Below are 22,455 nucleotides of genomic sequence, written 5' to 3'. Positions count from 1 at the left end.
CAAGGGATTTAATAAAAATAAAGAGTGAGCATCATATTTGAAAATATCTTTTAAGGCCTTTATACTGTATTTATAGTCAAATATAGTCAAAGTCAAAAGACTGTAAATACGAATATATCAATAGGAGGAAACACATATGAAATGTCAAAATTGCGGAATTAACGAAGCGAATGTAAACCTTGCAATGAATTTTAACAATCAAAAAATGCAGGTTCATTTATGTGACAGCTGTTTCCAGGATATCCAGGGTCAAATGATGAATTCAAATGACTTTTTTAAAGGATCACCTTTCGAAAATAATAATATGAACAATAAATATTTTAATGGACAAGGAAACAAAGGAACCAGTACACAAACAAAAGAACGTGAAAATAGTCAGCGCGACGGGCTTTTAGACCAGCTCGGCAATAATATTTCAGACGAAGCAAGAGCGGGCAATATCGATCCTGTTATTGGCCGCGACAAAGAAGTAAAACGCGTTGTTGAGACGCTGAACAGACGTAATAAAAACAATCCGGTATTAATCGGTGAACCGGGTGTCGGTAAAACAGCAATTGCTGAAGGGCTGGCACTGAAAATAGTAGAAGGCAATGTGCCGGCGAAATTAATGGACAAAGAAATTTACGTGCTGGACGTAGCATCGCTTGTTGCGAATACTTCAATGCGCGGTCAGTTCGAAGAGCGTATGAAACAGCTCATTGCTGAACTGAAAGAGCGTCAGGAAGTTATTCTCTTTATCGATGAAATTCACCAGATTGTCGGTGCGGGTTCTGCGGAAAGTTCACAGATGGACGCAGGTAACATTCTTAAACCGGCGCTTGCACGCGGTGAACTGCAAATTATCGGTGCAACAACGCTGAAAGAGTACCGTCAGATTGAAAAAGATGCAGCGCTCGAACGCCGGCTGCAGCCGATTATCGTAAAAGAACCGACTTTAGAGGAATCGGTTTTAATCCTTAAAGGAATTAAAGACCGCTATGAGAAGTTCCATGAAGTCAGCTATTCCGACGAAGTGGTTGAAGCGTTTGTGAATTTATCGCACAGATATATTCAAGACCGTTTCTTACCGGATAAAGCAATCGACTTAATGGATGAAGTCGGTGCACGGTTGAATCTCGCAAATGCAGAAAATGATACAGATTCAATCAAACAGAAACTTGAAAAAATTGCTGAAGAAAAAGACGCTGCGGCAGAGCAGGAAGATTATGAAACTGCAGCACGCTTGAAATATCAAGAACTTCAGCTTGAAAAACAGCTGGAAGCAGCAGCTGATGATCAGCAGGTTATGAATGTTGATGTATCTGACATTCAGCTTATAGTCGAAGAAAAAACAGGTATTCCTGTGACGAAACTGCAGTCTGAAGAACAGGCGCAGATGAGAGATCTCGGTACGAATTTGAGTACTAAAGTGATCGGTCAGGACGAAGCGGTGGATAAGGTATCGAAAGCTGTCAGAAGAAGCCGTGCAGGACTTAAATCTAAATACCGTCCAATCGGTTCATTCTTATTTGTCGGACCAACGGGTGTCGGTAAAACTGAATTAACGAAAGCACTTGCTGAAGAGTTATTTGGTACAAGAGAGTCCATGATCAGACTCGATATGAGTGAATATATGGAGAAACATTCCATCTCTAAAATTATCGGTTCGCCTCCAGGCTATGTCGGTCACGAAGAAGCAGGCCAGCTGACAGAAAAAGTGCGTCACAATCCTTATTCAATTATTCTTTTAGATGAGATCGAAAAAGCGCATCCTGATGTGCAGAACATGTTCCTGCAGATTATGGAAGATGGCCAGCTGACAGACTCACACGGCAGAACAGTCAGCTTTAAAGAGACAGTGATCATTATGACAAGTAACGCCGGTACAGGTGATAATAATGTAAGCGTCGGCTTTAATGCGGAACAGCACGAATCGGTCAGCACGCTTGAAAACTTAAGCAATTATTTCAAACCTGAATTCCTGAACAGATTCGATGCAATTATTAACTTTAGCGAATTGTCAGAGGATAACTTAATGGAAATTGTTGATTTAATGCTTAATGACTTGCAGGAAGCATTAGAAGAAAACGAAATTGAAATCTCAATTACAGATGACGCCAAGAAAAAACTCGTCAGCCTGGGTTATGACAAGCGTTTCGGTGCAAGACCGCTCCGCCGTGTCATTCAGGATAAAATCGAAGATCAGCTGACAGATTTAATTCTGGAAGAAGATGAATTAAACAGTGTTAAAGCGCACATCAAAGACGGGGAAATTGTCGTTGTAAAAGCTTAATATAAATGTAAAACCTTAAATCCGCTCAGGATTTAAGGTTTTTTTGTTTATACGGGTTAATATATATAATGCCAGGGTATTTTATATATTAACATTTATGCGAAAGAGGAATGTCTATGGCTCATCAAAACATTGATTCGCATCGGAGTAAAAACATATGGTCAGGTATTTTTTTAGGAATCGGCTTAATGGCACTCGTCGATGAAATTATTTTTCATCAGCTTCTTCAGTGGCATCACTTTTACGATCATTCGACGACATTTATCGGTATTTTGTCTGACGGCCTGCTCAATTCATTCGCCTTATTTGCCCTCGTGGTCGGTTTCTTTATGTTTGCTGATTCACGCCGGAAAAAAGAAATGCACAAACGGCGGTGGATAGGAGGAATATTTACCGGTCTCGGTATTTTCCAGCTGTTCGACGGCATTATAAACCACAAATTGCTCCGTATTCACCAGGTGCGCTATGACGTTAATATACTGCCGTATGATTTAGCCTGGAATATCGCAGGTGCAATTTTCTTAATTGCAGGGATTATAATAATTTACAGGTCAAAACGCGAAAGCGCAGGTAATTAAGTATGCATCATATGAATATGACGCACTTTTTAATTCTTGAAATTATCGTCGGCGCGCTCGCGCTGGCTGCCTTAGTACTTTACCCTGCAGCCATGTACGCTTCCGGAAAGAAACATCAAAAGTGGAAATGGAGCAGGTATACCTTGTTTGCAGCAGGTGTGACTCTTTCAGCTGCTGCGCTGACAGGTCCGCTGGCTCGTTTGTCCCATATGGATTTTACTGTCCATATGCTGGGGCATCTGCTGCTCGGCATGCTTGGACCGCTTCTTATACTGCATGGTAAACCGATGACTCTCTTGATGAGAACACTGAAAGTAGCCCATGCAAGAAAACTGAGTAAAATTCTGAATTTGAAGTATGTTCAATTTATCAGTAATCCAATTGTCGCTTCTATATTAAATATCGGCGGCTTATTTCTTATTTATAAAACAGGATTATTTGAAATTATGCACTCATCTGTACTCTTGTTTGCGCTTATTCATCTTCATGTTTTTCTCGCGGGCTATCTTTTTACGATGTCGATAATTTATATCGATATTGTTACTCACCGTTACACATTTTTATACCGTGCTGCAGTTCTGATTGCGGCCCTTGGTTTTCATAAAATACTATCCAAGATGATATACGCTTCACCTCCGGCCGGCATAGCACGAGAGGATGGTGAAGCAGGTGCAATGCTGATGTACTACGGCGGCGACATCGTTGACCTCGCACTGATAATCATCCTATGCTGGCAGTGGTATAAGGCCGCAGAAAGAGAGCATACTCGTTTATTAAAATTTTCTTAGATAATAAAGAGCTCTGACCTTTTCTTTGGTCAGAGCTCAATTTTATTCTGTGATATCAGCGAAATTGCCTGCGGTGACTTGCAGTAAATCATCAGGAGCAAGTTCCATCTGCATGCCGCGCTTTCCAGCAGAGACGATAATGGTATCCATCATTTCTGCTTGTGCTTCGATATAAGTCGGAAACAGTTTTTTCATGCCGACAGGCGAACAGCCGCCGCGGATATAGCCTGTTGTTTTTTCAAGATCTTTCATATGAAGCATATCGACTTTTTTGTTACCGCTCGCTTTGGCAAATTTCTTTAAATCGAGCTCGGTTGAAGAAGGGATACAGCCGACAATCACTCCTGTATTATTGCCGACAGCAACAAGGGTTTTATAAATTTTGTCGAACGGCACCCCCGCGTTCTCCTCATCTGTATGATCTTCATTCCAGGGATATTCATGCACTTCGTAGCTGATTTTGTTATTCTCAAGTACGCGCATGGCATTTGTTTTTTGGGTTTTCTTTTTCTTCATATAGCTGCTCTCCTAATCAGTAAAAAAGTATAGTTTCAAAAAGTAAGTACAGGGTATACATAGATAGTATTTAAAATCATAACATAACCGGAGGGTTTTTAATGAAAATAGGAATCGTAGGCGCAACGGGTAAGGCCGGCAGTTTAATATTAGATGAAGCGGTCAGAAGAGGACATGAGGTCACTGCGATTGTCAGAAATGCTTCGAAGTTAAATAATGATAATGTGAAAGTAATAGAGAAAGATGTACATGATACATGGACAGAGGATTTTAAAGGACTGGATGTCGTCGTAAACGCCTTCGGTGCTCCGCTTGGTGAGAAAGATGCCCATGTTGAAGCGGGACGGGTGCTGATTAATGCGCTTTCCGGCACTGGCATCCGTCTGATTGTTGTCGGCGGTGCCGGCAGTTTGTATGTCGATGACAGCAGAACGATGAAAGTTATCGATACACCGAACTTCCCGGATATCTTTAAACCGACTGCGGGCGGACAGAGTGAAAATCTGGAAGAACTTGAGCAGACAACAAACCTAAAATGGACCTTTATCAGTCCGTCAGCAGAATTTGACGCCGACGGAAAACGGACGGGAGCTTATGAATCAGGGAACGATGTGCTTCTTGTGAACAAGTCGGAAGAGAGCTACATCAGCTACGCTGACTTTGCAATCGCGGTCATGGATGAAGCTGAAAATGCGGAACATGTAAATGAACGATTCACTGTTGTTGCCGAGAAAGAGTAGTTCGCTGCTTTGAAAGTTTTACCGGAAATATAAAGGGAAGATAATGAGTAACATAATTTAGGAGGAGATTTTTTGATTCAGCATCAGTTATATATTGACGGGACCTATACGGATTCGACAGGAAAAGACTGGATTGACGTAATCAATCCGGCGACTGAAGCGGTAATTTCACGAACTCCGAAAGCGACCAATGCAGATGTAGACAAGGCGGTGCAGGCTGCAGCAAAAGCTCAGAGATCATGGGAACTCACGCCGAATATAGAACGCGGGAAAATCGTCCGTAAACTCGGCGATGCCATCGCAGATAGACGCGATACCTTTATCGATTTGCTTCAGGAGGAACAGGGGAAGGATTACGAGCTTGCTGGCGGTGAAGTCGATCTTGCGATTGATTATTTCCACTATATGTCGGAATGGGCGAGACGTATTGAAGGTGATGTTGTGCCGAGCGACCGTGCCAATGAGAATATTTTAATTTACAAAAAGCCAATCGGTGTTGTGGCGGGGATTAATCCCTGGAACTTCCCGGTATTTATACTGGCAAGAAAAGTGGCGACCGCCCTCGTTACAGGTAATACGATTGTGCTTAAGCCGAGTCAGCACACACCAAATACGGCGATGGAATTCACAAAAATTGTCGATGAAATGGAAGAAATTCCGGCGGGCGTCTATAACGTGGTAACCGGTGTGGGTTCTGAAATCGGCAACGCGCTCGCAAAACATAAAAATGTAGATATGATTACAATGACCGGCAGTATTACTGCAGGAACTAAAATAATGGAAGCAGCAGCCCAGAATATTACAAAAGTGAATCTGGAGCTCGGCGGCAAGGCGCCGGCTATTGTGTCGAAGCATGCGGATATTGATCTTGCGGTGAATGCTCTCGTGACCTCGAGACTCGCTAATAATGGCCAGGCTTGTACAAACGCTGAACGTGTTTATGTGCATTCCAGTGTCGCAGAAGAATTAACTGATAAGCTTGCTGCAGCTTTTAAAGAGAAAAAACTCGGTAATCCCCGTGAAGATAAAGACGTTGAAGTCGGACCGCTGATTAACGAAGACCGTTTGAACACAGTTGCTGAAATGGTGGATGAAGCAGTGGCTGACGGCGCAAAAGCAGTTACTGGCGGAAAGAAAGCGGATATGGAGAAAGGTTTCTTCTATGAACCAACCATTTTAACGAATGTAACGCATGATTCTAAAATTATGCGCGATGAAATATTCGGACCCGTTTTGCCGATTGCGACTTTTGAAACAATCGATGAAGCAATCGACATGGCAAACGACACAATTTACGGACTGTCATCATCACTTTACACTGATGATATGAACGAAACGATGAAAGTCATCAACGAGATGAAGTTCGGTGAAACGTATGTGAACAGGGAAAACTTTGAAGCAGTCCAGGGTTACCATGCAGGCATGAGACAGTCAGGGCTCGGCGGCACCGACGGCAAACACGGTGTTGAAGATTTCTTAGTTACACAAGTTGTGTACATGCAGTATAAAAATGAATAGATAGAATGAGGAAGATGCCATTATTTTTTTAGAAATAATAGCATTTTTTTGGCGTAATCCGGCAGCTTGTTTAGTATAATGCTAAGCAGGAAGAAATATGAGGAGCTTTAGTATGTTTTTAAAATCAGAAGAAGATAACAGGCGGCCGGACAGAAAGAAATATCACTTTGATCCGGTAAGAGTACTCATGGGAATGGCAGTTGGATTTATTATTCCGGAAATCGCGCAGTTTTTATCAGAAAAAGTAATTAGCAACGATACACTTGAAAATATCGCTGGAGTATCGAGCATCGGACTTGCAGTAATATTTGGGATTATAATGCTGTTTGTAACGTTCCGGGTGGAGATGATATATAACGATGATAAAGCTCAAAGCGGTAAGATTCACGGTGAGCAGAATGAAGTGACCGACTTGCTGAGTGAATATCATGAAGCGAAAGAAGCCGGTGACACCGAGCGTATGAAAAGTACTGCGGCACGGCTGAAAGAACAAGGAGTGCTTATCAAGAAATAGTATATTATGAAGCGAAAAGTAAAATCCGGAGAGACGGGTTTTACTTTTTTGTTGTGCCAATTACTTTTTAATGTTAATTAGTAACAAAATAAAATTAAAGATGTTAAATTATCACACTATTTTCTTTACAATGTGAAAAACAAACAATATAATGAATCTCAAGGTGATGGATATGAAGATTAAAAGACAGCAGTATATTGTCAACCGGGTAGCTGAGGACAGCAATGTAACGATAGAGCTGCTCGCAGCCGAGCTTAATGTTTCCGAGATGACAGTACGCCGTGATTTAAAGGAACTTGAATCAAATGAACAAATTATCAGAACGTCCACTTCGATCTTGCTGAAGGATTCCTTCTTAAATGAAGTGCCGTTCGTAAAGAAGCAGCTTGTGAATATAGAAGAGAAACGGCTGATCGCGAAAAAGGCAATGCAGTTCATTAAACCGGATGAAACAATACTGCTCGATGCCGGCACAACGACTCTTGAAATTTGCAAACTGTTAAAAAATGCAGATTTTACAGTACGTATCGTTACGAATGATATTAAAGCGGCAGCTGAGTTAATCGACAGTCAGCATGAAGTGATTATATTGGGCGGAACTGTCCAGCAGAATGTCGGGTCAATGTACGGTGCTCAGACGATAGATATGCTGAACAACATTAAAGTAAATGTTTCCTTTGTCGGCACCCAGGCCATGATGATAGATGAAGGTATTTTTGCACCGACGATTGAAAAGGCGAAGGTAAAACGTTTAATGATGAAGTGCGGCCAGACAGCTTATCTTGTCGTGGACTCCAGTAAGCTCAGCCATACTGCATTTTCAAAGATTTGCGACTTAAAGGATTTTACAGGAATTATTACAGATGATCATATCGGACCAAATGAACTTGACCGGATTGCTGAACATACAGCTGTAATATAAGGAGGGTAAATCGTGAAAGTAGGAATAATTGCGGACGATTTAACCGGTGCAAATGCCACCGGCGTCCGGCTCAGTAAAAATGGTTTTCATCCGGCAACGTATTTTCATTACAACGATTTAATGCAAGATGATGAAACCGATGCGATTATAGTAGATACAGACAGCCGTTATGCTTCAAAAAAAGTGCTCGACTACAGAGTCGGCGGCTCTCTTCGTAAGCTGAAAGACTGGGGTGCAGACATACTGTGCAAACGCATTGACTCTACGCTCCGCGGCAACGTCGGTGTTGAAATAGATATGATTCTCGATACAGTCGGACCGGATTCAGTCGGAGTAGTTGTTCCGTCGTTTCCGGATTCCGGAAGGGTGACAGTCGGCGGCTATCTTCTGGTCGATAACCTGCCGCTCCATAAAACAGATGCAGCAAACGACCCGATTACTCCAATTACAACATCATATGTCCCGGAAATTATTTCTTCTCAAACCAGTCATAAAGTCGGGGTCCTGACCATTAATGATATGACGGATGACCGGGATATATTTATCCGCAGCTTTAAAAAACTGGTAGATGACGGCAATAAGATCATCGTTCTCGATGCAGTGACGAATAACGATATTGAGTTTATTGCAGAAACACTTTGCGGTTATACGGATAAAAAAATTGTACCGATTGATCCGGGACCGTTTACGTCGCTCTATGCTAAATACCGGGCGGATCAGATCGGCGACGACCGGAAGATTATCGTTACAGTCGGCAGTGCAACGAAAGTGTCGGAAAGACAGCTCGTGTATTTAATCGACAGACTGAAATTAACACCGGTTATTCCCGATATTAACAAACTTGCAACCTTCGATGAAAACTGGCATGCCGAAGTTGAGAAAAGTGTACAGCTTGCCAAGGAGCGCATGGAGGAAAACGAAGTTGTTGTGATTACCACTAATGAAGAAAACCTCGTTATTATCGACATTAAAAAAATTGCGGCATCGCACGGGGTTACGCCGGATCGTGTAGCTAAACGGATAACCGACGGGCTGGCGACAATTACGAAACGGCTGCTCGACGAAGCGGACCACGAAATTAAAGGCTGTTACGTCAGCGGCGGTGATGTAACAGCATCACTTGCGAGCATTACGCTTGCGAGCGGAATTAAATTAATCGATGAAGTCGGTCCGCTGATTGCATACGGCCATCTGCTCGGCGGAAAATATGAAGGTCTCCCGCTCGTGACTAAAGGCGGTATGATCGGCAGCAGGCAGACGCTCTATGAAGCAGTACAGTATTTAAAATCAAAATAGGAGGAATTATATATGACAAAAGCAATTATTGCAGTACCAATGGGAGATCCGGCAGGGATTGGTCCGGAAATTACAGTGAAATCATTTTTAAACAGCGAGGTGCTTGAAGCGGCAAATTCAATCGTTGTCGGCGATAAAAAAATTATCGATAAGGCGCTGGAAATTACAGGCACTGATTTGCCGGTAAACGTAATTAAAGAAGTCGAAGAAGCGGACTTTTCAGGCAAGGCAATCAATCTAATCGATTTAAATAATGTCGATACAGAAACTTTCCAATTTGGAGAAGTTCAAAAACAATGCGGTAAAGCTGCCTTTGAATACATCGAATATGCAATTAAACTCGCTATGGACGGAAAAGTTGATGCACTGGCAACAACACCGATTAACAAAGAATCGCTGAAAGCGGCTGAAGTGCCTTTTATCGGACACACTGAAATGCTTGAAGAGCTGACGAATTCGCACGATCCGTTAACGATGTTCCAGGTGAAAAGCCTGCGTATATTCTTCCTGACGCGTCACTTGTCCGTAAAAGATGCGATTGACCAGATGACAGCTGAACGTGTGCACGATTACATTAAACGTTCGTATGACGCTTTAATTAAACTTGGTGTTGAAGCACCAAAACTTGCAGTGGCAGGATTAAACCCTCACAGCGGAGAAGGCGGACTATTCGGGAACGAAGAAATCGATGAAATTACTCCGGGAATCAAACGTGCACAGGCAGACGGCTACGAAGTCGCAGGACCGGTTCCTGCAGACTCTGTATTCTTCCAGGCACTTAACGGACGTTATGATGCAGTCATTTCTCTCTACCACGATCAGGGGCACATCGCAGCGAAAATGACGGATTTCCACAAAACAATTTCGATTACAAACGGCTTGCCTTTCCTGAGAAGCTCAGTAGATCACGGTACAGCATTCGATATCGCAGGACAAAATATTGCATCCAGCGAAAGCATGGAAGAATGTATTAAACTCGCAGGAGAATATGCATTAACTTTCAGAAAATAATTCCAGGGCGGTTTATCCGCCCCTTTAATTTACATAAAATGAAAACGCTTTTTGACGGAGGGAAAATATATGACAGATGTTTCATCGACACAAATGATAGTCGGTCTGGTTATCGGCATCGCACTGCTTATCTTTTTAGTGCTTAAGACTCGCATACATGTATTCCTTGCTTTACTTATCGCGGCAGTAATGACCGGTATTATCGGGGGAATGTCACCTGAAGATACTATCGGAACAATTTCTTCCGGCTTTGGTTCAACTCTGGCTTCAATCGGTATTATTATTGGACTTGGAATTATGATGGGTAAAATTATGGAAATTTCAGGCGCTGCAGAAAAACTGGCCTATACGATGATTAAGTTTATTGGACGGAAAAAAGAAGAATGGGCAATTGCGGTCAGCGGTTACATCGTTGCAATTCCAATCTTTGTAGATTCAGCCTTCGTAATTCTGCATCCGCTGGTTAAAGCCTTGTCACGTCAAACAGGTAAATCTGTTATTACACTTGGTGTGGCACTGGCAGTCGGACTTGCTGCGACACATCATGCAGTTCCGCCGACACCGGGACCTCTAGGTGTAGCAGGAATATTCGGTGCTGACGTCGGTAAGATGGTTATAATCGGTCTAATTGTTTCGGTGCCTGTTGTTATTTCAGGTGTTTTATATGCACAGTGGATTGGCCGGAAAATTTACCAGCTGCCAGAAGCAGAAGGTGAAGGTTATTACCGTCCTTCTGCTAAAGAAGCATTCGCAGAATTTGAAGATGCAGTATCAGTACGTGAAAAGGAACTGCCTTCCTTTATCTTATCTGCTCTGCCAATCGCTATTCCGCTCATTTTAATTTTTAGTAATACAGGAATTAATGCTTTGCAGGACGGCGGGATAATTAATATTTCTGAAACAGTACTATCATACATTACATTTTTCGGAAATCCGATTGTTGCTGTGGCTCTCGGTCTGATTTATTCTCTCTTATTCCTGACCAAAGGATATTCGAAGGATGCTACCCTCGATGAATTGGAAACAGGAATTAAAACATCAGGTATTATACTGCTCGTTACCGGTGCAGGGGGAGCGCTCGGAGAAGTGCTGCGCGTCAGCGGCACAGGGGAAGTCATTGCAGAATACGTTGCAACATGGAGTGTGCCGGCGATACTGATTCCGTTCTTTATCGCAACCTTCGTGCGTCTGGTGCAGGGAAGCGGCACTGTAGCAATGATTACAGCGGCTTCAATCGCTGCACCAATCGTTTCCAACATGGGGCTTGATCCTGTGCTCGCAGCCCAGGCAGCAGCATTCGGAGCAATGTGTTTCTCATACTTTAACGACAGCCTGTTCTGGGTAGTCAACAGAATGCTCGGTATAACTAAAGTTAAAGAACAGATTATGGTCTGGTCAATTCCGACGACCATCGGCTGGTTTGTCGCCGGTGTGACACTGATTTTACTTGATTTAGTGTTCTTTTAAAACATTACAGTTATATTACGAAAGTTTGATAACTTTGAATTTAAAATATACGATAAAACACCCGCAGCCTTTGCATATCAAGGCTTGCGGGTGTTTTACGTAAAATTAACAATTATGAAGCCGCTTACTTAATATAACTCTAATCTCATAAATTTTTCTATTAGATTACAAGTCAATTACAAACGCCAAATCCCTTGAGCCATATGCTATAGTAATACTCGTGGAATGACTCGGGATAGAGTTCAATAACATTATTCCCAAACTATGGAGGATTTAAACATGAAAAAAACAATTATCTCTGCAGCATCGCTTACAGCTTTATCAGCAGTAGCTGCAGCTAATATATCAGCATCAGAAATTACAGTAGAATCAGGGGACACTCTTTGGAGCATCTCTTCAGGTACAGCACAGTCAGTTAATGAAATTAAATCATTAAACAACTTAACTTCAGATCTTATTTTTCCTGGAGACGTTCTTAAAGTAGACGCTGAAGCACCAAATGCAGCACCTGCAGAAGAAGTTGAAGTTGAAGAGGAAGAAACTGCTACTACATATACAATTGAAGCTGGCGACACTTTATTCGCAATTGCTAATCAGTTCAATGTAACAGTCGACAACCTTAAAGCTTGGAACAACTTATCTTCAGATTTAATTATTGCAGGCAAAACTATTTCCGTTGCTGAAATATCAGCGACTGCAGCAGTGACAGTAGAAGAAGCGCCTGCTGAGGAAACTGCAGCTCCGGCTGAAGAAATTTCAGCACCAGCAGTAGAGGAAGTTGAAGCAGCGGAAGCGGCTCCAGCTGAATCAGCACCAGCTCCAGCAGCAGAAGAAGTACAAACAGAAGAAGTTTCAGCACCAGCAGTAGAGGAAGTTGAACAGCCGCAGGCAGCAACTCCAGCAGCATCAGCACCTGTAACAAGTGCAAGCAACGGTGCAAACTACTATGACTGGGGTACATGTGCATGGTATGTATTTGAACAGCGCTCACAGCGCGGTCTAGGCGCAGGCAACATGTGGGGAAATGCTACAAACTGGGCAAGCGCAGCTCAGGCATCAGGCTACTCAGTAAGTAATTCACCTTCAGTAGGTGCAATTATGCAGGCACCAGCTTATACTAATGGTGCATACGGACTTGGTCACGTTGCGATTGTCGAAAACGTAAACGCTGACGGTTCAGTTACTGTTTCTGAAATGCAGTTTGGCGGCGGACTTGGAAGTGTGAGCACAAGAACACTAAGTGCTTCTCAAGCAGCAAGCCACAATTTCATCAACTAATTTATAATAAATAAAAAAGCGGGACGAGAATCTTAAAGAATTCTGGTCCCGCTCTTTTTATGCAGTTGATGAGAAGAATTAATGCTCATATAGAGCGTCTTTAACTGCTGCAGTACGCTGTTTCATAATTGCTTTGATATAGAGGAAACCTGTGACAGCTACCGGGATTAAACCGCCGATAACAGAGATTCCGTAATCGAGATTTAAAGTCTCCGGTGCATAAAGGAAGTAAGTTCCTACAACACCGGTCATAAATAAGGCCGGGATACCTGCAATGTAATGTAACTTTCCTTCTTTTAAGAGATAAACAGTGGCAACCCACAGCATTGTCGCTGCGACTGTCTGGTTTGTAAAACCGAGGTATCTCCAAAGAAAGGTGTAATCTATTGTTGATAAGAGGAAGGCCGGAGTACCAACACAAATTGTCATCCAGAACATTTTTGGTGCTTTACGGCTCTTTTTTATACTTGCTACAGCTTCAGTCAGCATCATGCGCGATGAACGAAGTGCAGTATCTCCTGTTGTAATCGGTAAGATAATCGCACCTAAAAATGCAAGAATCGCCCCCGCAGAACCGAGCATCTCAATAGAGATTGTATCAATAACACCAGCAGGACCGCCTGCTGCAAGTGCTTCAGCCAGTCCGCCTGTGCCATGGAAGAATGTCATGCCGGCAGTCGCCCATATGAGTGCAATAACACCTTCGGCAATCATAGCGCCGAAAAATACTTTTCTGCCATCTGATTCTTTTTTAACTGTACGCGCAATAATAGGGCTTTGAGTTGAATGGAAACCGCTGATTGCGCCGCATGAAATTGTTACCATAATTAATGGCCAGACAGGAAGGCCTTCCGGATGCTGGTTTTCAAAAGTCAGGTTTGGAATTGGAGTGCTTGAAAAAATTAGACCAATCATTACTGAAACCGCCATAATAATCAGCACAGCACCGAAAAACGGATAAATACGGCCAATGATTTTATTAATCGGCAGTACCGCTGCCATAACAAAGTATGCAAAAATAATAACTAAAGCGGCAAAGAATGGAATGGCTCCGTTTGTTTTTAAGGAAATCAGTTCTGCAGGACCTGCAGTGAACGCTGCGGTTACGAGAATCATTAAGGCTAGTGACACGATGTAGATAAAAGCCTTAACACCTTTACCTAAGTATCTTTCTACCAGCGCGGGAAACTGCGACCCGTTATGTCTTAGACTGAGCATACCGGCAAAGTAATCGTGAACAGCACCAGCAAAGATACAGCCGACAACTATCCAGATTAAGGCAGGCGGTCCGTAAACGGCACCTGCGACTGCACCGAATACAGGCCCTAGCCCGGCGATATTTAATAACTGGATCAGCCAGCCTTTAATCGGATGCATCGGCATGTAGTCGACACCGTCGTTAGTTTCATATGCCGGAGTGGGATTTTTATCATTGATTACAAATATTTTTTCAACAATTTTCCCGTAAATCATATATCCTGCAATTAATAAAAATAAAGCTGTAAAAAAAGTAAGCATGGCAGTCCTCCTGCAACTGTATTTATAAAAATTTAATGCTAAGTGTAGCAAGACTGGTAACATTCGTCAATTAAATTTCAGATAATTTAGATTTAATAGAAAATTAAAGTGTTTACATCCTGATTCAGTAAGATTTGAACCTCTATAAACCGCAATAAAAAAGCATCTGTTCCAAATGGAAGCAGATGCTCGCAAATAATTTATTTTGAATACCTGTTTTCTTTAAACGGCAGGCCGAGTTCATCCCGCAAAGTTTTGCCTTCGTAAGCAGTATCGTAATATCCTTTATCAACTAAAATCGGAATCACTTTTTCGATAAAGTCGTGGAAGAAATTTCCGAGTACATGCGGAGTCAGAACAAATCCGTCAGCGCCTTTGTTCTCAACCCATTCAATAATCTGGTCAGCTACCTCTTCGTACGTGCCCATAAACGGACTTTCACGTGTAGTTTCTTCCATTGCCACCTGACGCAGGGTCAGTTTGTTTTCCTTAGCGCGTTTCTTAATTTCGTCAGTTGTCGACTGGAAACTGTTTTTACCGATATCTCCAAGTTCAGGGAACGGTGCATCGACATCGTATTGGCTGAAATCGTGATGATCGAAGTAACGGCCGAGATAAGCGAGAGCTTCTTCAATCGTCACCAGGTTCTTAATGTATTCGTAACGTTCGCGGACTTCATCTTGATCTTTGCCGACAATGGGCTGCAGAGTCGGGAATACTTTAATCTCATCAGGGCTGCGGCCGTTATCCGCCGCCTGCTGGCGCAGGTCTGCATAAGTTTTTTGCGCTTTTTCCAGAGTGCTCGCATTGGTAAAGACAGCATCGGCATTTCGTGCCGCGAATGCTGAGCCTTTTTTAGAAGCACCTGCCTGGAAAATTATCGGCTGGCCTTGAGGAGAGCGCTCGATATTGAGCGGACCCTGGATCTTAAAGAATTCACCTTCGTAATTCAGCTGATGCATTTTTCCCTTGTCAAAATACTTCCCGCTTTTTTTATCGCGCACAAAAGCATCATCTTCAAAGGAATCCCACAAGCCCTGAACGACTGCGAGATGTTCATCTGCGATATCGTAGCGGAGACTGTGCTCCGGATGTTTGTCTTTGCTGAAGTTTTTCGCACTGCCTTCAAGCGGTGATGTGACGACGTTCCAGCCCGCACGTCCGCCGCTCATTATATCAACTGATGCGAGCTGCCGTGCAATTGTAAACGGTTCGCTGTAGGACGTCGATACCGTTGCAACAAGACCGATATGAGATGTAATCGGTGCAAGGGCGCCGAGCAGGGTTAACGGTTCGAAGCGGCTTAAAAAGTGCGGAATTGATTTATCGTTTATATACAGTCCGTCAGCTACAAATATAAAAGAAAAGCCTGCATCTTCAGCCTTTAAAGTAATATTTTTGTAGTGTTCGAAATTCACGCTCGCATCACTTGGAACGTCTTCGCTTCTCCATGCATTCATGTGACCGCCGGGGCCGTGCAGCATAACTCCGAATTGTACTTTCTTACTCATAATATCCCAGCCTTTTCTTTGTGTATGGTATGAATCGGTGCAAGTGCTTCTACTGTAAGGTTGCGGAGATTAGCATCTGCTGTCGGCAGATGGAACATGAACTCATCGATTGGACAGCTGTTGCTGAGTTCATTTAATTTCGATAAAATCTCGTCCTTTGTGCCGAGTATCATATCCAGCTGACTCTTCTCTACTTCAATTTTTTCATCGGTATTTTTAATATAGTCATTGACCTGTTTCTCTGTAGTGACACGCAGTGTTCTTCCATCTTTGAATTTAAGAGAGTAGACGACATTTTCTTCTTTCGCAGCTTTCTTCTCTTTTTCCGTTTCAGTTAAGAGCACTGATAAGGCTGCAATGAATTTCCCATCAGGATACAATCCTTTGTAGGCTGAGGCCACTTCTTTCAGTAATATTTCATCATTTTTAATAAAATGAGCAAAGATATAATTCACTTCATTGTCAGCAGCAAATTTTGCAGACGATAAACTGCCGCCGAGCAAAAATAAATCAGGTTTCGAAGATTCAGTGTCTACGGATATTTTAAGTACTTTGTGATTATCGTGGGTACCGTCCACGAAAGATTTCAAACTAAGGAATCGGTCATTAAAGGAGTCAATATCGGAACGAAGCTCGTGCTGCAGCGCAGCAGTTGCGAGCGGTGTTCCGCCGGGAGCCTTGCCGACACCGAGATTGACGCGTCCGGGAGCGAGATGGCTGATCAGCTGGAACTGCTCGGCTACGTGAAAAGGATTGTGATGGGACAGCATAACACCGCCTGCTCCGATATTTATATTTTTTGTCTGGTTAAGAAGATGTGTTACTAAAACTTCAGGTGATGTACCGATGACATTTTCCATATTGTGATGTTCCGATACGAAGTAACGTTTGTAGCCAAGGCGGTCAGCCAGCTTCGCAAGCTCTGTCGTATGGCCGAGAGACTGTTCGACAGAATGTCCGTTAAGTACAGGGCTCTGATTTAAAATATTGAACTCCATGAAATTCTCCTTCCAATAAATAAATGACTAATATACAATATTTTTTTCCTAGTCAATAACTATGAATTGAAATTAATGATATCACGTATTTAGAATAATTCAATAATTTAAACAGCATTTATCAAATAAAACTTACTTTTCTACTAGGAATTAAGGGAGGAGGGTGGTTCATTGACCGGCAAGCGGCCGGACTTGTCAAAAACAGCACAAAAAAGCCAGCCGGGGACTTCCACGGCTGGCCGAATAAATATATATTAACCTTTATGACTCAAAACAGGTTCTGTTTTAGCAAAATCTGTCTGCTTTAATTCTTCTATACGTTCTTTAACGAAGTCGCTGGTCATGTTGTGTTCAACGATATATCTGTTGCGCGGGTGTTCTGCACATTCGATGGAACATCCGCCGAGGTGATAGTGCTGGTTTTCTTCAGACGCTAAAATTTGAGCGTTGCAGACAGGGTTCGCACAGTTAATATAACGTTCACACGGTTCGCCGTCAAAGTGATCGCGGCCAACGACTACGTGTTCAACCTGATTGATCGGCACTGTCAGTCTTTCATCAAAGACGTACATTTGTCCGTCCCACAGCTGGCCTTTAGCGACAGGGTCTTTCGAATATGTTGCAACGCCGCCGTGCAGTTGTGCTACATTATCAAAGCCTTCATTCTTCAGCCATCCTGAGAATTTCTCACAGCGGATTCCGCCTGTGCAGTAGGTGAGAATCTTCTTGCCTTCAAACAGATGCTTGTTGTCGCGCACCCATTGCGGTGTATCTCTGAATGTTTCAACTTCCGGCTTGATTGCGCCGCGGAAATGGCCGACGTCGTATTCATATATGTTGCGGACGTCGAGAACTACGGTATCATCGCGCTGCATCTGTTCGTAGAATTCTTCAGGTGATAAATATTCACCTGTCTGTTCACGCGGGTCAATGTCAGTATCAAGGCTCAGGTTAACAAGCTCGGGACGCGGACGCACGAACATTTTCTTAAATGCATGTTCATCAGCTTCATCAATTTTAAAGACAATATCTTTAAATAAAGGATGTGCTTTCATATATTCCATATAGCGTTCAGTCTGTTCATAATCGCCTGAAACCGTTCCGTTAATACCTTCTTCGGCTACAAGAATACGGCCTTTCAGGCCGAGGTCCTTACAGAATCTTAAATGTTCTGCCGCAAATGTTTCCGGATCTTCTACATCCGTGTAGTAATAGTAAAGTAAAACTCGATATTTCATTATATTTTCCACCTATCAAATTTATTTGCAGGATAAATCCTGATAGTTTTACAGACATTATTGTATCAGACTTTGACATTATTTAGTATGAAAAAATTCACAACATGTTGACAGTTTTCTAATTCTACCTGTAAGTGTGTTAAAATTTAATAAAGATAAGGAGTGGTTTGATGGATGTTAAAATTTATACTGATATCGCATGTCCGTTTTGCTATATCGGCAAGAAAAACTTTGAAAAAGCACTGGCTGAATACAAAACAGATGCAAAAATTAATATAGAGTACGCGAGCTATGAACTGGATAATCAGGCGCCGAAAGTACCTGAGAAAAATATGTATGAAGTCCTTGCGGAAAAGCATGAGAAACCGCTGGATGAGGTTAAAGAAATGGTGAATCATATCGTCGAACAGGGCAAAGTCGCCGGTATAGAGTTTAACATGGATAAAGTGATCCCGTCGAATACGAGAGATGCGCACAGATTATTAAAATTGGCCTATGAATTCGGACTTGGAGAAGCGGTGCTTGAATCGCTGCACCGAGCATATTTTACAGAAGGTAAGAACGTCAGCGATAAAGATGTGCTCTTAGAAATCGCCAAAACAAACGGTATACCTGAAGTACCCGCTCTCGAAGTGATTAATGACCCGAGCTTATTTTTGGAAAATGTTATCGGCGACTTTAATATGGCGAAAGTAAACAAAGTCCGCACGCTGCCGTATTACATATTCGATGAGAAATTTGCAATCAGCGGCGCCCGTGAACCTCGTCATTATACTATTGCTTTAAACAAAACGCTGCAGTCTGAATAACGTTATAGAAAAACTCCGCAGCCTTCTGACTGCGGAGTTTTTTCCATCCCCATGGAAATCAGTTTTCTGCCGGCACGTTTTTTCCTGGTTTAATCAGTTTAATTAAATGATATACAGCACCGGCTATAAGAAGAAACGGCACGATAATTAAAATCAGGAAGAACAGCGATCCGATAAACTCGTCAAAACCGAAGGATGAGAAAAATTCAGATGTCGTAACTTCCAGGAGCGGCGGTAGAAATGCGAAATAATAAATCAGTCCGACAACAGCTAATGTAACTACGTAAAATATCATATTCGAAATATGATACGGAACAGTGTTTTTATCAAACTTGAACATTATAAAACCCCTTACATTTTTAGTCTTTAAAATAGTATACAACAATGTATAATTATATGCATAGCTTATTGACGGTATTTTAAGAAAATTAATATTAAATGGAGGAAAACGAATGGCTTTACGTTTAGCAGAAAGCGATGATGTACCTTATATAATGGAGATTATCAGAAAAGTAATACCGAGAATGCACGCAGCGGGAAATTATCAGTGGGATGAATACTACCCGACTGATGCGACTTTCAAAAAAGATATAAAAAACGGCACACTTTACGTTTTTGAAGAAGAAGCAGTGATTAAGGGGTGCATCGCCGCTGATGACAATCATGCGTTTGCTTATGATGATATTCCCTGGGAACTGGCGCGCATGGACTGTCTTGCCCTTCACAGACTCGCTGTTGATCCGCAGTATCAGGGCCAGGGGCTCGCACAAAAAATATTAAAAGGCATTGTGGAAATCGGACGGGAAAAAGAATATCTCGGCATACATACCGATACTTCACAGGAAAACAAACCGATGCAGCGGTTGTTTCAAAAGCTCGGCTTCGATTACAAGGGGCATCTGAATCTCGATGATAATCTGGATAACTGGTACGCGGCCTACGAAAAAGTTTTCTAGAAATCGATTGCAATCCGGAGTGTAAAAAGCTATGTTAATTGAGATGAAAAAATCAAGGGGGATTTAGTGTGAAATTATTAGCAAAATTAATTGCGGGTATCGTTGCCGGTATTCTGGTGGGGGGAATATACTACCTTGTAGGGGACGGCGGCACTGCAGGTTCTATTATGGAAGCTGTTGTCAGGTTATTCGTAACGATGCAATCAGTACTTGGAGCGTTTATCTTCTTTACAATTCCATTTATTATTCTGTTTTTTATTGCATCGGGGATTTCAAAAATCGGTACAGGGTCGGGTAAGGTCGTCGGCGCGACTTTAGGAGTAGCATACATATCAACGCTCGGCGCGGGTCTTTTGGCTTTTGCCGTAGCAAGTTTTATCATGCCGCGTATTACAGGGGGTAGTTCAGTGCCGGAAGAGGGTGCTGAAATTGCTCCGTTCTTAGAATTTGATATTCCGCCTGTCATGGATATTTTACCGGCGCTTGTACTGGCTTTTGCCGTCGGTATCGTTATGAACATTCTAAAACTGGACTTAATGATAAAGTTCTTTGATCAGGGGAAAGATATCACAGAATTTATTATTGAAAAAGTGATTATCAGAATTTTACCATTCTACATTGCGGGAGTATTCGCAGGCATGGCAGCGACAGGAACTGTATTTGACACGCTGCTCGTGTTTGGTGTCGTACTCCTTGTAGCAGTTATTCTGCATTGGGTATGGCTGATGCTTCAGTATACAATTGCGGGTTCATTATTAAAGCAGAATCCGTTTAAGATGCTGAAAAATATGCTTCCGGCGTATTTTACAGCACTCGGTACCATGTCGAGTGCTGCAACAATTCCGGTAACACTGGCCAGAACTAAAGAAAATGGTGTTCGCGGGCGTATAGCGGACTTCGTAGTGCCGCTTTGTGCGACTATTCATCTGTCCGGCAGTACGATTACAATCGTCAGCTGCTCCATTGCGGTAATGACGATTCTCCCGGCCTATGATATGCCGGGGCTGTGGGAAATGCTTGGTGTAATACTCCTCTTAGGTGTTGTAATGATTGCAGCTCCGGGTGTGCCGGGCGGTGCGATTATGGCAGCGAGCGGTGTGCTGATGTCTAATCTTGGATTTAATGAAGCAGCAGTTGCCTTTATGATTGCCTTATACGTTGCCCAGGACAGCTTTGGTACAGCAACTAACGTTACAGGTGACGGCGCTGTTGCGGCAATCATCGATGCGTATGAACAAAAATTGAACAAAAAAGCTTAAATTTTATACGAAGAAAAGAAAGACAGCCGGGCATGCGTGCCTTGCTGTCTTTTTTTCGTTATAATTGAAAGGATAGAAAATGTGAATTTTAGATAGAGGGAATAATGTGAAGTCAAAAGTTATTTTATATTTGGTTATCGTCATCTGCTTTTTGGATTTATTTATCCAGCTGCCGATTATTACGCCGTTCGCTTTAGAGCTCGGTGCTTCTGAATTTACAGCAGGTATTGTCGTTGCGATGTATTCGCTGTTCAATATGGCAGGAAACATCGCCGGCGGCTTTCTCTCAGATAAGTTCGGACGCAGAAATACGCTGTTATTCGGCATGATTATGCAAGTGTTTTTCGTGCTGATTTATACGATGACGCCGTCGATCGCAATACTGATTGGTGTCAGAGCCATACACGGTTTTTCGAGCGGTCTGCTCACGCCGGCGTCCTTCAGTTTAATCGCTGATATTTCCCGGAAGTCGGCCATTGGCAAATCGATGGCCTTGACCGGTGTTGCCATCGGAACAGCGGCAATAGTCGGACCGGCTGCAGGCGGTATTATTTCAAGTGCTGTCAGCTACGAAATGGTGTACTTCATCTTATCCGGGGTATACGTATTTGGAACGCTTTTAACCTTCTTTGGTATCAGGGAAAGTTCGACAGACGAAAGCAGAACGCGTCACGCGGCAACACCTTTTAAAGAACTGCTGCTCCGTCCGTCCTTAAATGTCGCATACATCTCATCATTTACCTTGATGATTGCCCAGGGAACACTGGCTTTCGGACTGCCGATAAAAACCGGCATTCTCGGCCTTGAAGCATCGATTACAGGCATGATGCTGAGCGTGTTTGGTGTGACAGCAATTATTGTTTTTGCGACACCGATTAATAAAATATATTCGCGCTATAAAAGTGAAAGTCTCGTTGCCGCCGGCATCCTGATTTTAAGTGCCAGCATGATACTGCTGCACTTCGCTCCGTCGTCAGGTTTTGTCTTTTTAGTTATGGTGATTTACGGATTTGGATTCGGTTTTATCTTCCCGTCGATGAATAAGATTATCGCGGAACATTCGGAAATGAATGAGCGGGGCAAGGCAAACGGAATCTTTTATTCTTACTTTTCACTCGGCTCTGTAGCGGGCTCTGTGCTTGCAGGCTATTTTGCAACGGTGTTTAATCTGCCGTTTCTCGGAATCGGTCTGCTGACGCTTGTCATGCTTGTAATTTTAATGTTTATTCGTTACAGACTGGAAATAAGCCGTCAATAGGAGGATTG

Annotated in this window: 21 protein-coding genes; 15 read left to right on the top strand and 6 right to left on the bottom strand. The window is 42.7% G+C overall.

What is annotated here, in order from left to right; translation table 11 throughout:
- The first annotated feature begins 136 nt into the window (after positions 1–136).
- The 3 genes from DFR63_RS10550 to DFR63_RS10540 all read left to right on the top strand — a co-directional run bounded on the left by DFR63_RS10550 (position 137) and on the right by DFR63_RS10540 (position 3,638).
- Positions 137–2,272, top strand: a complete 2,136-nt coding sequence (locus tag DFR63_RS10550) for an ATP-dependent Clp protease ATP-binding subunit (RefSeq protein ID WP_115885912.1) — start codon at positions 137–139, stop codon at positions 2,270–2,272.
- Between the two features lie 116 nt (positions 2,273–2,388).
- A complete protein-coding gene (locus DFR63_RS10545; RefSeq protein ID WP_115885911.1) occupies positions 2,389–2,850 on the top strand; it encodes a DUF2243 domain-containing protein in 462 nt (153 codons plus the stop codon).
- Between the two features lie 2 nt (positions 2,851–2,852).
- A complete protein-coding gene (locus tag DFR63_RS10540) occupies positions 2,853–3,638 on the top strand; it encodes a cytochrome c oxidase assembly protein (protein ID WP_115885910.1) in 786 nt (261 codons plus the stop codon).
- A 42-nt stretch (positions 3,639–3,680) separates the two neighbouring features.
- Here DFR63_RS10540 and ybaK read toward each other — a convergent pair whose 3' ends face one another.
- Positions 3,681–4,154, bottom strand: coding sequence for a Cys-tRNA(Pro) deacylase (ybaK, locus tag DFR63_RS10535; protein ID WP_115885909.1), 474 nt, complete (start codon positions 4,152–4,154; stop codon positions 3,681–3,683).
- A 101-nt stretch (positions 4,155–4,255) separates the two neighbouring features.
- Between ybaK and DFR63_RS10530 the strand changes: the two genes are divergently transcribed.
- The 8 genes from DFR63_RS10530 to DFR63_RS10495 all read left to right on the top strand — a co-directional run bounded on the left by DFR63_RS10530 (position 4,256) and on the right by DFR63_RS10495 (position 12,900).
- Positions 4,256–4,894, top strand: coding sequence for an NAD(P)-dependent oxidoreductase (locus tag DFR63_RS10530; RefSeq protein ID WP_115885908.1), 639 nt, complete (start codon positions 4,256–4,258; stop codon positions 4,892–4,894).
- Between the two features lie 72 nt (positions 4,895–4,966).
- Positions 4,967–6,412 (top strand): aldehyde dehydrogenase, encoded by a 1,446-nt coding sequence (aldA, locus tag DFR63_RS10525; protein WP_115885907.1) that lies wholly within the window; start codon positions 4,967–4,969, stop codon positions 6,410–6,412.
- Between the two features lie 112 nt (positions 6,413–6,524).
- Positions 6,525–6,926: a hypothetical protein gene (locus tag DFR63_RS10520; RefSeq protein ID WP_115885906.1), complete on the top strand. Its 402-nt coding sequence runs from the start codon at positions 6,525–6,527 to the stop codon at positions 6,924–6,926.
- 172 nt (positions 6,927–7,098) lie between these two features.
- On the top strand, positions 7,099–7,848 hold the full coding sequence (locus tag DFR63_RS10515) for a DeoR/GlpR family DNA-binding transcription regulator (RefSeq protein ID WP_162842344.1): 750 nt from the start codon (positions 7,099–7,101) through the stop codon (positions 7,846–7,848).
- 12 nt (positions 7,849–7,860) lie between these two features.
- A complete protein-coding gene (locus DFR63_RS10510) occupies positions 7,861–9,144 on the top strand; it encodes a four-carbon acid sugar kinase family protein (protein ID WP_115885904.1) in 1,284 nt (427 codons plus the stop codon).
- Between the two features lie 12 nt (positions 9,145–9,156).
- Positions 9,157–10,155, top strand: coding sequence for a 4-hydroxythreonine-4-phosphate dehydrogenase PdxA (gene pdxA / locus DFR63_RS10505; RefSeq protein ID WP_115885903.1), 999 nt, complete (start codon positions 9,157–9,159; stop codon positions 10,153–10,155).
- Between the two features lie 69 nt (positions 10,156–10,224).
- Entirely contained in the window at positions 10,225–11,622 is a 1,398-nt protein-coding gene (locus DFR63_RS10500) for a GntP family permease (protein ID WP_115885902.1), read from the top strand.
- A gap of 279 nt (positions 11,623–11,901) precedes the next feature.
- The gene (locus tag DFR63_RS10495; RefSeq protein ID WP_162842343.1) at positions 11,902–12,900 is read left to right on the top strand and encodes a CHAP domain-containing protein; all 999 of its coding nucleotides are present in this window, start codon (positions 11,902–11,904) and stop codon (positions 12,898–12,900) included.
- A gap of 78 nt (positions 12,901–12,978) precedes the next feature.
- Here the strand turns inward: DFR63_RS10495 and DFR63_RS10490 are convergent, their stop codons facing one another.
- From DFR63_RS10490 to trhO, 4 genes are all read right to left on the bottom strand, one after another.
- A complete protein-coding gene (locus DFR63_RS10490) occupies positions 12,979–14,418 on the bottom strand; it encodes a carbon starvation CstA family protein (RefSeq protein ID WP_115885900.1) in 1,440 nt (479 codons plus the stop codon).
- Between the two features lie 200 nt (positions 14,419–14,618).
- Positions 14,619–15,929, bottom strand: a complete 1,311-nt coding sequence (locus tag DFR63_RS10485; protein WP_115885899.1) for an LLM class flavin-dependent oxidoreductase — start codon at positions 15,927–15,929, stop codon at positions 14,619–14,621.
- Positions 15,926–16,927: an MsnO8 family LLM class oxidoreductase gene (locus DFR63_RS10480; RefSeq protein ID WP_115885898.1), complete on the bottom strand. Its 1,002-nt coding sequence runs from the start codon at positions 16,925–16,927 to the stop codon at positions 15,926–15,928. Before DFR63_RS10480 ends, DFR63_RS10485 begins: the two co-directional genes overlap by 4 nt.
- 254 nt (positions 16,928–17,181) lie before the next feature.
- Positions 17,182–18,165: an oxygen-dependent tRNA uridine(34) hydroxylase TrhO gene (gene trhO / locus DFR63_RS10475; RefSeq protein WP_115885897.1), complete on the bottom strand. Its 984-nt coding sequence runs from the start codon at positions 18,163–18,165 to the stop codon at positions 17,182–17,184.
- A gap of 170 nt (positions 18,166–18,335) precedes the next feature.
- Between trhO and DFR63_RS10470 the strand changes: the two genes are divergently transcribed.
- On the top strand, positions 18,336–18,974 hold the full coding sequence (locus tag DFR63_RS10470) for a DsbA family oxidoreductase (protein ID WP_115885896.1): 639 nt from the start codon (positions 18,336–18,338) through the stop codon (positions 18,972–18,974).
- 58 nt (positions 18,975–19,032) lie between these two features.
- Here the strand turns inward: DFR63_RS10470 and DFR63_RS10465 are convergent, their stop codons facing one another.
- Complete coding sequence (locus DFR63_RS10465; RefSeq protein WP_115885895.1) at positions 19,033–19,314, bottom strand: hypothetical protein; 282 nt, start codon at positions 19,312–19,314, stop codon at positions 19,033–19,035.
- A gap of 112 nt (positions 19,315–19,426) precedes the next feature.
- Here DFR63_RS10465 and DFR63_RS10460 point away from each other — a divergent pair, with 112 nt between their 5' ends.
- From DFR63_RS10460 to DFR63_RS10450, 3 genes are all read left to right on the top strand, one after another.
- Positions 19,427–19,930 (top strand): GNAT family N-acetyltransferase, encoded by a 504-nt coding sequence (locus DFR63_RS10460; protein ID WP_115885894.1) that lies wholly within the window; start codon positions 19,427–19,429, stop codon positions 19,928–19,930.
- Between the two features lie 68 nt (positions 19,931–19,998).
- Positions 19,999–21,189, top strand: coding sequence for a dicarboxylate/amino acid:cation symporter (locus tag DFR63_RS10455; protein WP_115885893.1), 1,191 nt, complete (start codon positions 19,999–20,001; stop codon positions 21,187–21,189).
- Positions 21,190–21,295: 106 nt separating this feature from the next.
- Positions 21,296–22,447 (top strand): MFS transporter, encoded by a 1,152-nt coding sequence (locus tag DFR63_RS10450; protein ID WP_245954178.1) that lies wholly within the window; start codon positions 21,296–21,298, stop codon positions 22,445–22,447.
- Positions 22,448–22,455 lie beyond the last annotated feature (8 nt).

The organism is Jeotgalicoccus halotolerans (genome assembly GCF_003387165.1).
GTDB classification, from domain to species: domain Bacteria; phylum Bacillota; class Bacilli; order Staphylococcales; family Salinicoccaceae; genus Jeotgalicoccus; species Jeotgalicoccus halotolerans.
The sequence above is the reverse complement of the archived record's forward strand: the minus strand, read 5'-3'. Positions and strand labels throughout refer to the sequence as shown.

What these genes read in the sequence shown, in the direction of transcription:
- DFR63_RS10550 (WP_115885912.1), top strand. Translation starts at nt 137, where the DNA reads ATGAAATGTCAAAATTGCGGAATTAACGAAGCGAATGTAAACCTTGCA.
- DFR63_RS10545 (WP_115885911.1), top strand. Translation starts at nt 2,389, where the DNA reads ATGGCTCATCAAAACATTGATTCGCATCGGAGTAAAAACATATGGTCA.
- DFR63_RS10540 (WP_115885910.1), top strand. Translation starts at nt 2,853, where the DNA reads ATGCATCATATGAATATGACGCACTTTTTAATTCTTGAAATTATCGTC.
- ybaK (WP_115885909.1), bottom strand. Translation starts at nt 4,154, where the DNA reads ATGAAGAAAAAGAAAACCCAAAAAACAAATGCCATGCGCGTACTTGAG.
- DFR63_RS10530 (WP_115885908.1), top strand. Translation starts at nt 4,256, where the DNA reads ATGAAAATAGGAATCGTAGGCGCAACGGGTAAGGCCGGCAGTTTAATA.
- DFR63_RS10520 (WP_115885906.1), top strand. Translation starts at nt 6,525, where the DNA reads ATGTTTTTAAAATCAGAAGAAGATAACAGGCGGCCGGACAGAAAGAAA.
- DFR63_RS10515 (WP_162842344.1), top strand. Translation starts at nt 7,099, where the DNA reads ATGAAGATTAAAAGACAGCAGTATATTGTCAACCGGGTAGCTGAGGAC.
- pdxA (WP_115885903.1), top strand. Translation starts at nt 9,157, where the DNA reads ATGACAAAAGCAATTATTGCAGTACCAATGGGAGATCCGGCAGGGATT.
- DFR63_RS10500 (WP_115885902.1), top strand. Translation starts at nt 10,225, where the DNA reads ATGACAGATGTTTCATCGACACAAATGATAGTCGGTCTGGTTATCGGC.
- DFR63_RS10495 (WP_162842343.1), top strand. Translation starts at nt 11,902, where the DNA reads ATGAAAAAAACAATTATCTCTGCAGCATCGCTTACAGCTTTATCAGCA.
- DFR63_RS10490 (WP_115885900.1), bottom strand. Translation starts at nt 14,418, where the DNA reads ATGCTTACTTTTTTTACAGCTTTATTTTTATTAATTGCAGGATATATG.
- DFR63_RS10485 (WP_115885899.1), bottom strand. Translation starts at nt 15,929, where the DNA reads ATGAGTAAGAAAGTACAATTCGGAGTTATGCTGCACGGCCCCGGCGGT.
- DFR63_RS10480 (WP_115885898.1), bottom strand. Translation starts at nt 16,927, where the DNA reads ATGGAGTTCAATATTTTAAATCAGAGCCCTGTACTTAACGGACATTCT.
- trhO (WP_115885897.1), bottom strand. Translation starts at nt 18,165, where the DNA reads ATGAAATATCGAGTTTTACTTTACTATTACTACACGGATGTAGAAGAT.
- DFR63_RS10470 (WP_115885896.1), top strand. Translation starts at nt 18,336, where the DNA reads ATGGATGTTAAAATTTATACTGATATCGCATGTCCGTTTTGCTATATC.
- DFR63_RS10465 (WP_115885895.1), bottom strand. Translation starts at nt 19,314, where the DNA reads ATGTTCAAGTTTGATAAAAACACTGTTCCGTATCATATTTCGAATATG.
- DFR63_RS10460 (WP_115885894.1), top strand. Translation starts at nt 19,427, where the DNA reads ATGGCTTTACGTTTAGCAGAAAGCGATGATGTACCTTATATAATGGAG.